The 15,043-nt window shown below is 62.5% G+C and carries 8 protein-coding genes; 3 read left to right on the top strand and 5 right to left on the bottom strand.

From position 1 onward, the window contains the following. Window positions 1-22: 22 nt before the first annotated feature. From VGE08_RS18550 to VGE08_RS18530, 5 genes are all read right to left on the bottom strand, one after another. Window positions 23-2,914 (bottom strand): TonB-dependent receptor, encoded by a 2,892-nt coding sequence (locus tag VGE08_RS18550; RefSeq protein WP_331069397.1) that lies wholly within the window; start codon window positions 2,912-2,914, stop codon window positions 23-25. Window positions 2,915-3,073: 159 nt separating this feature from the next. Next, window positions 3,074-4,348 carry an MFS transporter gene (locus VGE08_RS18545; protein WP_331069396.1) on the bottom strand — a complete coding sequence of 425 codons (1,275 nt, stop codon included), beginning with the start codon at window positions 4,346-4,348 and terminating at the stop codon, window positions 3,074-3,076. Next, on the bottom strand, window positions 4,341-7,973 hold the full coding sequence (locus VGE08_RS18540; protein ID WP_331069395.1) for a hydantoinase B/oxoprolinase family protein: 3,633 nt from the start codon (window positions 7,971-7,973) through the stop codon (window positions 4,341-4,343). The genes VGE08_RS18545 and VGE08_RS18540 overlap by 8 nt, the downstream gene beginning before the upstream one ends. A gap of 15 nt (window positions 7,974-7,988) precedes the next feature. Next, the gene (locus tag VGE08_RS18535; RefSeq protein WP_331069394.1) at window positions 7,989-9,206 is read right to left on the bottom strand and encodes a dipeptidase; all 1,218 of its coding nucleotides are present in this window, start codon (window positions 9,204-9,206) and stop codon (window positions 7,989-7,991) included. Window positions 9,207-9,229: 23 nt separating this feature from the next. After that, window positions 9,230-11,179 carry a tetratricopeptide repeat-containing diguanylate cyclase gene (locus VGE08_RS18530; RefSeq protein ID WP_331069393.1) on the bottom strand — a complete coding sequence of 650 codons (1,950 nt, stop codon included), beginning with the start codon at window positions 11,177-11,179 and terminating at the stop codon, window positions 9,230-9,232. Window positions 11,180-11,775: 596 nt separating this feature from the next. Here VGE08_RS18530 and VGE08_RS18525 point away from each other — a divergent pair. The 3 genes from VGE08_RS18525 (at window position 11,776) to VGE08_RS18515 (ending at window position 15,031) form a co-directional block, all read left to right on the top strand. After that, window positions 11,776-13,308: a D-aminoacylase gene (locus VGE08_RS18525; RefSeq protein WP_331069392.1), complete on the top strand. Its 1,533-nt coding sequence runs from the start codon at window positions 11,776-11,778 to the stop codon at window positions 13,306-13,308. A gap of 145 nt (window positions 13,309-13,453) precedes the next feature. Then, complete coding sequence (locus VGE08_RS18520) at window positions 13,454-14,383, top strand: 2-dehydro-3-deoxygalactonokinase (protein WP_331069391.1); 930 nt, start codon at window positions 13,454-13,456, stop codon at window positions 14,381-14,383. A gap of 18 nt (window positions 14,384-14,401) precedes the next feature. Next, window positions 14,402-15,031 (top strand): 2-dehydro-3-deoxy-6-phosphogalactonate aldolase, encoded by a 630-nt coding sequence (locus VGE08_RS18515; RefSeq protein WP_331069390.1) that lies wholly within the window; start codon window positions 14,402-14,404, stop codon window positions 15,029-15,031. The last annotated feature ends 12 nt before the right edge of the window (window positions 15,032-15,043 follow it).

The following is a 15,043-nucleotide window of genomic DNA, read 5'->3' as shown; positions in this document are numbered from 1 at the left end:
GCCATAGGTGTCGGGTTGCACACTAGAAACTATACGTGACTCCCACCTGGAAACGCCGCCCCGGCTCGATCAGGTCCGTCGGCTTGCCGAAGGCCTCGTTCGGCGCACCGCCGAACGGGATGTTGCCGTTGTATGAGCGCGGGTCGTAGTTCTCGTAGTCGAATACGTTGAACACCTCGCCGATCAGGCTGAAAGCCTGCGATGCGCCGAACAGGAAGCTCTTCTCCAGCCGCAAATCCAGGCTGCGATAGGCAAACGCGTCGGGAATGATGAACGAGTGCTTCTCCGGCCGGCCCGTATAGTACCGGTATTGGATCTGTCCGGGACCGGTACCCTGCGATTGATCGATGATCGTGTAGCCCGTGCCCGAGCCCAGCGTCAATGTGGTGGACAGCTTCAGGTCCCAGGGCAACCCGACGATGCCGGTCATCACGATGCGGTGCCGTTCGTCGGCGCTGGTGGGATGGCGTGGATAGTCCGACACCAGCGGATAGTCCAGGCTGAAGAGATCGCCGCCGGTTTCCTCCGCTTCGCTGTAGGTATATGCGAAGGTCATGCCCCATTCGGAGCCTTCGGCGTAAGCCTTTTCGAGCGTCACGTAGACGCCGTTGTACCAGGTCTGTTTGGCATCGCTCGAGACGAGGATGTTGCCGAAGCCACCGCTGACCGGCGCGCAGCAGCCGGTGTCCGGTAACGGTCCGATCAAGCCATCGGGGTTGCGATTGCCGAAGATGTACGTGAAGCCGTGACGGCTGCGATTGCGCGCGAACGTCAAAGACGCCAGCCAATCGTCGCCGAAGCGCTGCCGCACGCCGAGGCTGGCCTGGATGGTTTCCGGAATGCGTGTCTCGCTGTCGATCAGGAAGATCTCCGGATTCGGCGCGATGCCCGAGGCAATCAACTGATCCAGGGCCGCGGCGCTGAGATAAGCATCGCTCCATACGATGGTGGGCTGCCCGTCACGCGGCAGACCGTCCTGCGAGAACTGAAAGCGCCGCACGCCCCACTGCAAACGGAAGCGCTCGTCGAGGATTTCGTTGTACAGCACGCGGTCGAAGTAGCGCCCCACGCCGCCGAAGATCACCGTGCGATTGTCGTCGAACAGGTCGAACGAGAAGCCGACGCGCGGCTGGATCAGATCGGTCGGGCTGTCCCGATCGTTGCCGTCGGTAAAGTAGCGGTCCGGCACATACTGTGAGGCGGCCGCACGAATCTGCGGTGGGGTCACATGGTCCTTGCCAAGCAGGTCGGTGTCGTAGTCCCAGCGCACGCCCAGGTTCAGCGTCAGCTTGGATGTGACCGCCCAATCGTCCTGGATATAGAAACCATACTGGGTCGTCTCGCCCGACAGATCGGGATTGCCGACGCCATACAGCGCTTCGGCCGGGAATGCATAGCCTTCCTCGGGGCGATAACGGAACAGCGGATTCGCGTTCTGGAACTTCTGCACTTCGTAGTCGACCTGGCTGATGCGAATGCCGGTCTTGACCGAGTGACCGCCGAACCAGTCGAACTCGGTGAAGGACAGGTCATCCTTGAGCGTCAGCACCTCCTGGCCGATGTTCTGCTTGGTCGCGCCGCCGCCGATGCGGATGATGCCGACATACTCGCGGCCGATCAGATCGTAGTTGATCGGCGTCGGATGCCACTCGTACTTCATGTACAGCAGCGTGAGCTCGTTGGTGAAGCTCGCCCGATCGTAGGTGTGGCCGAACTTGATGGTGCGCACCTCGTTCTGGATGTCATTGGCGGCTTCATAGCTGTTCTGGCCGCTGAAGTCCTTGATGTCCGACTCATCGCGCAGGCTGAAGGAAAGATCCATGGTCTGGTTGTAGGTCGGCTGGAAATCCAGCTTGGCGAACACCAGGTCCTCGCGGAATGGCTGCACGAACGAACCTTGATACTGGCCGAACTGGGGCTCGGCCGACGGATTGCCCAACGTCACGCGCTCGGCGCGATCCTGATCGTTGCCTTCATACGCGACGAAGAAATGCAATTTGTCCTGGATGATGGGGCCGCCGAACGACAGGCCGTACTGCTTGCGCTCGTACGCCGCCTTTGGCTCACCCGGCCGCGCGAAGTCATCGCGCGCGACCAGGCCCTTGTCCTGCCAGTAGATGAAGGCGTCGGCCTGAAATTCGTTCGTGCCCGATTTGGTGCGCGCCGTGATGATGGCGCTCGATGCCTGCTCGTACTCGGCCTTGAAGTTTTGCGTGATGACACGAAACTCCTGCACGGCGTTTTGCGGGAACGGATTGCCGCGGCTGGAGTCCTGACCGACCACGCCGCCATTGATCACCTGGTTCTTGTAGCTCACGCCGTCGATGTACACGTTCACGGCGTTGGCGCTGAGCGCACCGGCCTGGAATGTCTTCTCCGTGTCGCGGTCGTTGATGCGCACGCCCGGAGCGAGCGCCGCGAAGTTGAGGAAGTTGCGATTGCCCTGCGGTAGGGATTCGATCTGCTCGACGCTGATGTTGGTCGCCACTTCCGAGGTTCGCATGTCGACCAGGCGCTCGGCAGTGACTACGACTCCATCAGTGACGGCCACCGCTCGAGCTTCGGGCACTGCATTCAGATCGAGATCGATGGTTTGACCGATCTGCACGCGCACCGCTCTGGCAGTTTCCTGAAAACCCTCGCCGTGAATTCGCAACTGATACGTGCCCGGTATCAGGCCGATCAATGCATAGGTGCCGCCCTCTTGAGTGGTCGCTTGCTTGGTGAAGCCGTTGGCCTGTCTGGTGGCCGTCACCTGCACGCCCGGCGGTACCGGTTGACCATTGGCCAACACTCGACCGCGCACCACCGCGCTCGTCACTTGCGCCGTGACGACGCTGGGTGTGAACGTCGAGCTCACCGCGATGACCGACAACCCCAGGGCCTGCAGCGTCCCCCATCGAACCCGTTTCATGGGCAACGTCTTCATGGCTGTCCCGTCCTTTTGCCCGGAATGCCCTGAAACGAAGCGTGCACCAAAAGAGTTCCGACCTGTTGTCGGAGTGCAACGGCAAGCGCCGTGATAACGCTGGCGATGGAAATGAGTGCGTCGAATCCGCAGCGTGCAAGCAATTCAATTCAGCTTTTCACGCGATCGTTCGCGAACGCTGAGCAACACTCCGCACGTAACGAGCGCAGCGATCGCTGCGTAACAGGAAACCGCAAGGGTCGTCCCGTATCGTTGCAACAATGCAGTTGACACCATCGGCGCGATGCCACCGCCGACGATACCCGCCAAAGTATAGGCAAGCGAGGCGCCGGCGTAGCGCACTCGCGTGGGAAACTGTTCAGCAATGAATGCAGCCTGCGGTCCATACATCATGGCGTGCACTGTCAACGCGACCACCACGGCCAGCACGATCAACCCAGGTTGTTTCGTTTCCAGCAACGGGAAGAAAGCAAACATCCAGATCAAACTGAACAATGCACCGGCGCCATACACGACGCGTCGCCCCAGCCGATCGGACAGTCCGCCGAACAGCGGGATGGTGAATGCATTCACCGCACCGCCAATGGAGAGCGCCGTCAGCGCCAACGTGCGTGACAGACCCAGCACTGTGGTCATGTAGCTCAACGAGAACGCGACGGCCAACGAGTACAACACGTCCGGGCCGATGCGCACGCCGCCGCCAACCAGCAGGCTGCGCCAATGCGTGCGCAGCACTTCCTCGAGCGGCGCCTGTGCCTTGGAATGTTGCTGCTCGATCTGCCTGAACAGCGGCGTCTCATCGACACCTGCTCGAATCCACAATCCGAAGATCACCAGCGCCACGCTCGCGAAGAACGGCACACGCCAGCCCCACTGCATGAACTCTTCGGGTGACATCAGCAACGTGATCAGTGCGATGGACCCCGTGGCCAGCAACGTGCCGAGCGAGGGTCCCATCTGCGCCCATGAAGCATTGCGTCCACGGCGCTGCGGATCACCATGCTCCACACTCAACAGCACCGCACCCGCCCACTCGCCACCCAATGCCGCGCCCTGCACGAATCGCAGCAACACCAACATGACGGGACTCGCGACACCGACGCTCGCATACGTGGGCAGCATGCCCATCAGCGCTGTCGTCACGCCCATCAGCAGCAACGTTGCCACCAACACGAAGCGCCGGCCGTAACGGTCGCCGAGGTGACCGAAGATGATTCCGCCCACCGGCCTGGACAGATAACCGACTGCGAACGTCGAGAACGCCAGCAGCGTGCCCGACAATGGGTCGAAGGATGGAAAGAACAGCCGGTTGAACACCAGCGCGGCCAGCATGTTGTAGACCGCGAAATCGTAGTACTCGAGCGTCGTACCGACGATGCTCGCAGTGGCGAGTCTGCCCGTCGCGGGCCGCTCAGCCAAAGCCGCCGCCTCCCGGAGTCTGGATCACGAATACGTCGTCCTTGGAAAGCTGCGCGGTGTGAGTCGCGCCGAAACGTTCGATCGTGCCGTCGGCCCGCTCGATCCAGTTCTTGCCAACGGCCGCGTTGCCGCCACCTGCGACACCGAAGGGAGCGATCTCGCGATGGTTTGCAAGCAGCACGGCAGTCATCGGTTTGAGAAAACGCACGCGGCGTTCGACACCGTTGCCACCTTTGTGACGGCCCTCGCCGCCCGAGCCACGCCGGATGCTGAACGCGTCCAGTCTCACGGGAAAGCGCCATTCCAGCACTTCAGGGTCGGTGAGACGCGAGTTGGTCATGTGCGTTTGCACGGCGTCGGTGCCGTCGAAGTCCGGACCTGCACCCGAGCCGCCAGCGATGGTTTCGTAGTATTGATGCTCGCCATCGCCAAACGTGAAGTTGTTCATCGTGCCCTGGCTCGCGGCCAGCACGCCGAGCGCGCCGTACAGGCAATCGGTGACGACTTGCGATGTTTCGACGTTGCCAGCGACGACCGCCGCTGGATGACGAGGATTCAGCATGGAACCGGGCGGCACGATGATTTGCAGCGGCTTCAGGCAGCCGGCGTTCATCGGGATCTCGTCATCGACCAGCGTACGGAACACGTACAAGACGGCAGCTCTCGTCACCGAGACTGGTGCGTTGAAGTTATTCGACTGCTGTTCGCTGCTGCCCGTGAAATCGATGACGGCCGAGCGCTTATCGGCACCGATTCGAATCGAGACTTTGACGCTCGCGCCATTGTCCATCGCGTAGGTGAACTCGCCGTCGCGTAACGCGCCGATGACTCGTCGCACTGCTTCTTCGGCGTTGTTCTGCACATGCTGCATGTAGGCCTGCACGACAGGCAGGCTGAAATGCTCCACCATCGCTTCCAGCTCGGCCGCACCTTTCTGACACGCAGCCACTTGCGCCCGAAGGTCCGCGAGATTCTGTTCGACGTTGCGTGCAGGGAACTTGGCGGACGTCAGCAACTGACGCAGCTCTGTTTCCAGGAAGATGCCGTCGGCAACGAGTTGCACGTTATCGAGCAGCACGCCCTCTTCGTCGATGTGCGTCGAAGTCGCCGGCATCGAACCCGGCGTCGAGCCGCCGATATCGGCGTGATGGCCACGGGCGGCGACGAAGAAGGTCGGCCGCCTGGCACTGCTGTCGTGCTGGTCGCCGATGAATACCGGCATGACCACAGTGACATCCGGCAGATGCGTTCCGCCCGCGTACGGTGCGTTCAATACGAACACGTCGCCGGGTCGCATTGTCGTCGTCCGTCGGCGCAGGATCTCCTGCACGGACTCGCCCATCGAACCCAGATGCACGGGCATGTGTGGAGCATTCGCGATCAGGTGGCCCGCTTCGTCGAATAGCGCGCAGGAGAAGTCCAGGCGTTCCTTGATGTTCACCGAAGTCGCCGTGTTGGCCAACGTCACGCCCATCTGCTCGGCGATGGCCATGAACAAGTTGTTGAACACTTCCAGCAGCACGGGATCGGCCTGCGTGCCGATTGCATGCTCGCGACGCAACGGCTCGATTCGTCGCAGGGCCAGATGATTCAGCGGCGTGACTTCCGCCTGCCAGCCCGGCTCGATCACGATGGTCGTGTTCTGCTCCCGGATCACCGCAGGTCCGGGAAGGCGCATGCCTGAATGTAACGACGTGCGTTCGAAGAATGGAGTCGGTTGCCATGAATCGATGAAGTACACCGGCCGCGTGTCGATCGGCGCCGGCAATGCCGCCGTGACCGCATCATGTCCACTCGCCCCACTTGGCACCTGGTACGAGGCACCGATCGCTTCCACGCGGATAGCCTCAATCACCAGCGCGCGGCCGGACATCAGGAAGCCATAGCGCTGTCGATACTCTTCGTAGAACCGGCTGGCGAACTGTGCTGCCAGTTGGGATTCGCCCGGCGATAGTTGCAGCGTGCTGTCCGTACCGGCGTACTTGATGGCGAGCTTGCGCTCGATGCGAATGCGCTCAGCGGCGACACCTTGTGCAAGCAATGCCTCACGGGCAGATGTTTCGAGCGCGGCGAATCCGGGCTGCAGATCATTGAGCGTAGCATCACTCAGCTCCGCCTCGACGGCTTGCTGCTTGATTGTCGTCACATCCGCGAGCCCGATACCGTATGCCGATAGCACGCCTGCCAGCGGATGAATGTAAACCGTGTGCATGCCCAGCGCGTCCGCCACCAGGCACGCGTGTTGGCCAGCCGCGCCTCCGAAGCACACCAGCGTGTACCCGGTAACATCGTGGCCGCGCTGTACGGAGATCTTCTTGATGGCGTTCGCCATGTTCTCGACCGCAACGCGAATGCAGCCCGCGGCAATGCTTTCTTCGGTGTGAGCCGATGCACCAGCCGACGGATCGATGGCCGCCGCCAACGCCGCAAACTTCTCCTTCACTATCGAGGCGTCGAGCGGCAGATCACCCTCCGGCCCGAACACCGCCGGGAAGAAGTCCGGCTGAATACGGCCAAGCAGAACATTGGCATCGGTCACCGTCAGCGGTCCGCCTCGCCGGTAAGCCGCCGGCCCGGGATCGGCACCCGCGGATTCGGGTCCCACTCGCAATCGCACCCCATCGAAGCGACAAACGGAGCCGCCGCCGGAGGCGACCGTGTGAATCTGCATGATCGGCGCACGCAATCTCACACCAGCAACTTCCGTATCGAACGCGCGCTCGTACTCACCGGCGTAGTGAGCAACGTCCGTGGACGTCCCACCCATATCGAAGCCGATGATCTTCTCGAAACCCGCCTCGCTCGCCGCGCGAACGGCGCCGACGATGCCACCGGCCGGCCCGGAGAGAATCGCATCCTTGCCCTGGAACTGATGCGCATCCGTGAGGCCGCCCGACGACTGCATGAACTGCAACCGCACGCCGGGCAACTGCAACGCCACCTGCTCCACATATCGCCGCAATACCGGCGATAGATAGGCATCCACAACTGTCGTATCGCCTCGCGACACCAGCTTCATCAGCGGGCTCACTTCATGCGACACCGATACTTGCGTGAAGCCCATACGACGCGCGATCTCCGCCAGCCGTTGCTCATGCTGGGGATACCGATACCCGTGCATCAACACGATGGCGCAACTGCGAATGCCGCGGCCGAATGCCTCCCGCAAAGACGTTTCCGCTGAAGCGCAATCCAGCGGAACTACGACGGAACCATCGGCACCCACGCGCTCGTCGACCTCCACGACCTCCTCGTAGAGCATCGACGGCAATTCGATGTGCCGAACGAATAACTTGGGACGATGTTGATATGCGATACGCAAGGCATCGGCGAAACCGCGAGTGATGAGCAGCACGGTACGCTCGCCCTTGCGCTCGAGCAGCGCATTGGTGGCGACCGTCGTGCCCATCTTCACGGCATCGATGCGCTCGGACGGGATAGGCGCATCGGGATCGAGCCGCAGCAGCTCGCGAATACCTTGAACCGCAGCGTCGGAATAACGCTGCGGATTCTCGGACAGCAACTTGAGTGTGACCAGCTCGCCGTCCGGACGGCGGCCGATCACATCCGTGAACGTGCCGCCACGATCGATCCAAAACTGCCAGCGGTCCGTCGCCTCGCTCACATTATTTCATCCACATCAACTCTTGCTGAGCTGGCGCGAGACTTCCTCGGCCTTGGCCAGGGCGCGCAGCACGTTCTCGCCGGCGAGCAGCGTCAGGTCTTCATCGCTCCAGCCGCGACGAATCAGCTCGGCGAACAGCAAGGGATAAGTGGACACGTCCTCCAACCCGACCGGCCAATCGGAATTGCCGTCATAGTCGCCGCCCAGGCCGATGTGCTTCACGCCGGCCACCTTGCGGATGTGCTCGATGTGATCGGCCACTTTCGCGATGCTGGTCTTGGGCAGCTTCAGATTGCCCATGATTTCCTCGGCGATCTTCTCGGCTTCCTCCGGCGACTTGCCCTGGCTGCGGCGACCGACCTCGGCGATGGCGGGGATCTGGATCTTGGCGACCTCCGGATCGATGAAGCCGGCCACGAACGTCACCATCACCACGCCGCCGTTTTCCGGCAGCCGCTTCAGGATGCTGTCCGGCACGTTGCGCGCCACATCGCAAATCGCGCGAGCCGATGAGTGCGAGAAGATCACCGGTGCTTTGGAAACGCGCAGCGCGTCGTCCATCGTGCCCTCGGACACGTGCGACAGGTCGACCAGCATGCCGAGCTTGTTCATTTCCAGCACCACTTCCTCACCGAACTTGGTGAGACCACCGTGCTCGGGCGGCTTGGCGGCGGAGTCGGCCCAATCCAGATTCACGTTGTGGGTGAGCGTCATGTAGCGCACGCCCAAGTCATAGTACGCACGCAACGCGCCCAACGAATTCTCGATGGCGTGGCCACCCTCCATGCCCAACAGCGAGGCCAGGCGTCCTTTACGATGAGCAGCGCGAATGTCCGCCACCGAGGTCGCGAACTGGAACTCCGGATAACGCGCGATCATGCGCCGGGCGATATCGATCTGCTCCAGTTGCGTGCGTGCGTAGCCCGTGCCGATTTCGCCCGGGATGTACACCGACCAGAATTGCGCGCCGACGCCGCCTTTCTCCAGGCGCTTGAGGTCGGTCTGGCCCGACACCGTGCCGTTCAAGTCATACGCGGCAACATCGCCCGGCGCTTTCTTGTCGAGGCGGATCGCCCAGGGCAGATCGTTGTGCCCGTCGACCAGAATGACCTTCTTCAGCAGCTGACGCGCATGCGCCAGCGCCTCGTCCTCGTCCGCATGAGCCGCCGTGCTCATCACCGCGAACGTCACCAGCCCGCAGGCGACCAACAGTCCTCTTCGCAATGTCCTCATCATGTCTCCTACTGGCTTGGTGCTCAGGCGTATTCTACTCGCGCCGGCGGTATGGGTGCCCGCACGTCACTCTCGAGCGCCGGCACCTGCGCCTTGACGCAGTTTCGACCAGACCGCTTGGCGTCGTAAAGGGCGGCATCCGCCCGCTGCAACATGGTGCTCGGCGTGTCGCCCGATGGCTTCGACATCGTCAAGCCGATACTGACGGTGATGCGGCGGTCCGCAAGCCAGCGCCGGGTATCGATGCTCATGACCCCTTCGCGGAAGCGCTCGGCCAGACGATACGCCTTGTCGAAGTCGGCACCGGGAATGACGACCACGAATTCTTCGCCGCCCAGCCGGCCGATGAACGCGGGCTCCCGCACCTCTTCGCGCAGTTCCCGGGCCACCGCCTTGAGCGCTTCATCGCCCTCGGCATGGCCATGCATATCGTTGATGCTCTTGAAGTGATCGATGTCGATGATGAGCATCGCACAGCTGGGCGGATTCGGCTGTTGCAATAGTGGCGCAAGTCGCGACAGCACGGCGCGACGGTTCGGCACGCCGGTCAGCTCGTCCGTCATGGCCAGGGTTCGCATCCTGCGCTTGGAGCGCCACTGATGGATGGCCAGGGTCGCCAGCAGGATGGCCAAGGCAATGGTCAGGAAGATGACCGCGGTTTGCAGATTGCGCGCGCGCTGACTTTGCGCCAGGGCCAGTTGGTTGGCGTTGTTCTCGCGGACCAGCAGCGCGTTCTCCTTTTCCTTGGCTGCAGTGTCGAACTCGACCTTCAAGGTCGCGAAGCGCTGGTCGACCTGATTGCGGAACATGCGCTCGGAGGTTTCGTGGGCGCTCGCCAGATACGCGTAGCCTTCGCGCCAGTTGCCCATGTCCGAGAGCACGGATGCCAGCTCGCTGTACGTTGCCCGTAGCTCGTTCAACGAATCGGCCTGGCGGAACACTTCGAGCGCCGTTCGCAATGACTCGGCACTCTCGGGCAGTTGCTTCAAACGGTGTAGCGCCACACCGCGCGCCAGGTGGATCTGTGCGTTCAATCGCGCGTCGGGAGTTCGGCTCTGGAGTACTGCTGCCTGCTCGAGGATCTGCAACGCGCCTACGGGATCGCCTTTTGCATTCTTGACGGCGGCGAGACCGCGCAGCGCATAGGCCTCGCCGCGGGCGTACTTGAGTTGTCGGCTGATCTCGTACGACTCCTGGAAAGCCCCCTGAGCGGCATCCCATTCGAGCAGGTTCTCATGAGCTCGGCCGAGGTTGTGCAACGTGACGCTCTGCTCGCGATACATGCCGGCATCGCGCTGGGCCTTGAGCGCCCGGTCGTACATGTAACGCGCCTGAGCATAGTCGCCCATCCGGTTGTACAGGATGGCGATACCGTTCATTGCCGTGAGTGCATGATCGGGGAGCGCGATTTCTTCGAACAGCGCCTCGGCCCGCTTCAGATCGGCCAGACCGGTGGCGTACTGCCCCTGCAGACCGAGCAGGTAACCCCGCTGAAACAATGCCTGGGCCAGCATCTCCGTATCCTGGCTACGAGTAGCGACAGCGACCGCCTGCTCGTAAAGCTGGCGCGCACGCGCGTTCTCGCTGCTGGTTTCCAAGATGGTGCCCTCGCAGCCGAGCACCCCAGCTTCCAATCCGCGGCGAGTAGCCTTGGGGAGCAGCGCCCGCGCTTTCGCCACTTCGATCTCGGCCGCCGGCCGGTCGCGTTCGGAGAGGTGATCGCACAACAGGAGCCTGGCGCGGATTTCCAAATCGGGGTGGGGTTGGCTGACCAGGATGTCCAGCGCCGCACGCAGGTCCTTGACGCTGTCCTCCGGGCTGCTGCGCACCGCCGCCGCGGCTCGGTCGATGTACTCCTGTGCCGGATGCGTTTCTATCGGGTGCTCCTCGGCTGCCCGCGCCGTCCCTGTTACGGCCAAGAAGGCGGCGGCCAGAAACAGGCACGCCGTGCGGGTAAGAATGAGGAATCGCAAGCCGGTGAATTCGTCGAGTAGTCGGTGGGCCGGAGCGCTGATGGTATCGGCTTCGTACCCCCGGAATCCACCGCGGCTGTGAGGGTAATTCGAAAAATCCCTATGAAAACTGGCCGGCGCACTACCTTGGCGCGGACGGTTGTCGGATTAAGTCACCTGGGGCCTCTTGGCCCGCACCCCGATGCGCCGGGCAGGTCGATACATGCGACCTCCGCCGCCCGGCTGTGCTCCAACGCGGAACGAGGTCACAGTCGGGTAACGCCGCTTCCTGCAGCTGCGCGACTTATTGGACTCGAACAAGGAATCAGACTTGAGCTCGGTGCTCGCACTGATGATGCGCGGCTCAACGATAAATCTGCGCGATCTCCATTTGCTTCACATCGTCGGCGACCATGCCGCTTCCCACACTCATTCGTCTTCAAGACTACGGAATGGCCAGGTTCGAAGAATGGACCTGCAGCAATTGCAGCTCGGCGCTCACCATGCCGGCTCGGCGCTCGCTTCCGGACTCAGATGCCTGTCGCTCTTACACCTCTGGCCGCTGCGCTGGGCCGGTCGCATAATGACGCGGGCTCCCGCCAAGGAGGAGACCGCGTATGAAACGATTGCTCGCATTGCTGATGGTGACCGCTGCGGCGCTCACCTGGGCGGCAGAGTCTCCGCCGGAAACCACTGCGATCATCTCCAACGTCACTGTCGTCGACGGCACAGGTGCGCCGGCCCGCAAGGGTGCCGTCAGGATTGCCGGCAATCGGATCGTCGCGGTCGGCGATCTCCTCCCCGAGAAGAATGAAATCATCATCGACGGCGGCGGCAAGGTGCTGGCGCCCGGCTTCATCGACACGCACAGTCATCATGACGCCGACATTGCAGAATCGCGAGACATGGTCGCGGTCACCAGCCAGGGCGTGACGACCATCATCGTCGGTCAGGACGGCAAGTCGCCCTCGCCGCTCGCCGATTTCTACACCAAGATCGACGAATCGCCGATCGCGGTCAACATCGGCTCCTACTCGGGGCACAACACGCTGCGCGAGCAAGGCATGAATGCCGCTCGGCGCGCGGCCACCGATGAAGAAGTCGCCCGCATGAGCCAGCTGCTCGAAGAAGACCTGGCAGCTGGCGCCTTTGGACTATCGACGGGCCTGGTCTACGAGACCGGCAATTTCTCCACGCCCGCCGAGGTGCTGGCGCTCGCGAAAGTTTCGGCCAGCCACGGCGGCCGTTACATCAGCCACATTCGCAACGAAGGCTTCGAGCTGATGCCCGCGTTGCAAGAGGTCATCGAGATCGGTCGGCAGACCGGCATGCCGGTGCATGTCTCGCATTTGAAGATTGCCGCGAAGAGGCTCTGGGGCACGTCGGACAAAGTGTTGACGCTATTGAACGACGCCCGGGCGTCCGGCGTCGATATCACTGCGGATGTCTATCCATACACGTACTGGCAGTCGACGATGCGCGTGATGTTTCCTCACCAGGACTACAGCGATCGCAAGGGCCTGGCCTTCATGCTCATGGAATCGACACCACCGGACGGGCTGCACTTCGTCAAGTACGCACCCGACCCCACTGTGGTCGGCGAGACTCTGGCGGAGATCGCGAAAGAACGCGGCGGCCATCCCGTGGACGTTTATCTCGACCTGATGAAGAAAGTCATCGACTACGAAAACGCACATCCTGACGAAGAGCGCGTGGAAGCAATCGTCGGCAAGAGCATGCACGAGGACGACATCATTCGCTTCATGACCTGGGAACACTCCAACATCTGTTCCGATGGCATGTCGCTCGGCCATCCGCGCGGTCACGGCACATTCCCTCGCGTTCTCGGCCACTACGTGCGCGAGAAAAAAGTGATGACACTGGAACAAGCCGTGCACAAGATGACCGGCCTGGCCGCGAAACATCTCGGCATCACCGACCGCGGCACGCTCGCCCCTGGAAGTGCCGCCGACCTGGTGCTGTTCGATCCAGAAACCATCATGGATCGCGCCACCCTGGAGAAGCCCACTACACTGTCCTCCGGCATCGAAAAGGTCTGGGTCAACGGCAAGCTGGTCTTCCAGGAACGCCGCACCACCGGTGTGCGGCCTGGTGTGATCGTGCGGGCAGCAAAGGGCGCCGGCTCATAACGGTCCGCACGCATAGCCGATGGGACAACGCGGGCGCGTCCCAATCCGGCCACGCCGACATTTGTCCGGCTCGGGCTTTACGAGGGAGAGGTCTTTACGAGGAAGAATATTAATCATATAAAAGCCCCCAAATGGACTCCCGCGCATGACCGACTCTCCCACCCATATCGCCGGCGACTGGGGCACGACGCACTTGCGGCTGCATCTGTGCCGGGGCGCGACAGTCCTCGAAAAAGTCGACGGCCCCGGCATCGGCGCGCCGTCCGCGAGCCCGGAAGCGGCGTTGTTCGACGCCATCGAGCCCTGGTCCTGCAACTACGGGCCGCTGCCCATCTGGCTCGCAGGGATGATCGGATCGCGCAATGGGTGGCGTGAGGTGCCGTATGCATCGTGTCCTGCCGGCGTGACCGAGTTGCGAAAGTCGATGCTGCGATTCAGCGCCCGCGGTCACGAGATCATCATCGGCGCAGGCGTTTCCTGCACGAATCCGCTCGGTGCACCGGACGTGATGCGTGGCGAGGAGACTCAGATTCTCGGCGCTATCGCCACGCGGCCCGAGCTCGGCCGGGGCCGACACATCTTCGCCCTGCCCGGCACCCACACCAAATGGGCGATCATCGAAGACGGCAAACTGCAAACGTTCCAGACCAGTTTATCCGGCGAACTGTATGCGCTACTGAGAGACCGCAGCACGTTGCTCAAGGCATCAACCGCGGATGCGAACGACGCAGCGGAGCAACGCGGCTTCGATGCCGGTCTGCAACGTATCCGGGAGCTGCGCACCGTGCCGCTCACCCATCTGTTGTTCGAAGTGCGCGCACGCCAATTGATTCAGGGCATGACGCACGCCGATGCCTCGGCATTTTTGTCCGGCCTCATCATCGGACAGGATGTGTTGGGCGCCCTGCCGCTGTTCGATGGAACATTGCGGACGGTGGCCTCCGTTCCCATCATCGGCGCACCGCAGCTCGCGGCGCTTTACTCCGCCGCGCTGTCCGCACATGGCATCGACGCCGAACCGTTGGACGCGACGGCGCTCACTGTCGCGGGTCTCAACGCCCTCGCTCATCATTGATATTCGCGGAGCTGCCCCGTGCCATCCGGTCATGACCTGCCGCCTCTGATCGCCATTCTGCGAGGCATTCGCCCCGATGAAATCCTGGAAGTCGCCGCGGCATTGATCGACAGCGGCATTCGCGGCATCGAAGTGCCGCTGAATTCCCCCGAGCCTTTGCTGAGTATTCGCCGCCTGACGGAGCGCTATGGCGAGCAATGTCTGTGCGGCGCGGGCACTGTGCTGAAAGCTGCGCAAGTCGACGAGGTCGCGAATGCGGGCGGCAAGCTGATTGTCACGCCGAACATCAGTGCACCCGTCATCGCGCGCAGCGTAGAGCTTGGGCTGCATGTCGTGCCGGGATTCGCAACCGCGACCGAAGCCTTCGAGGCGCTCGACGCCGGCGCGACCGCGTTGAAGCTCTTTCCCGCATCGACTTACGGCGTTGCCCACCTCAAAGCACTGCGTGCAGTGCTGCCTCCCATCAAGATATTTGCAGTTGGCGGCGTCGGCGCCCGGACGCTGCAGGAATGGGCCGATGGCGGCATCGATGGCGTGGGCTTCTCCTCGGATATCTATGCGCCTGGGCGGCCCGCGGCCGATGTCGGTGCACGCGCGGCGGCCATCGTCACCGCCTGGCGTCAGGCGAGAGGCTCGAGCAGCGTCTGAGCGTGATATGTT

It is taken from the genome of Steroidobacter sp. (genome assembly GCF_036406195.1).
In the GTDB taxonomy this organism is placed as follows: Bacteria; Pseudomonadota; Gammaproteobacteria; order Steroidobacterales; family Steroidobacteraceae; genus Steroidobacter.
Note: the sequence above shows the minus strand (reverse complement) of the source record. Positions and strands in the feature narration are given on the sequence as shown.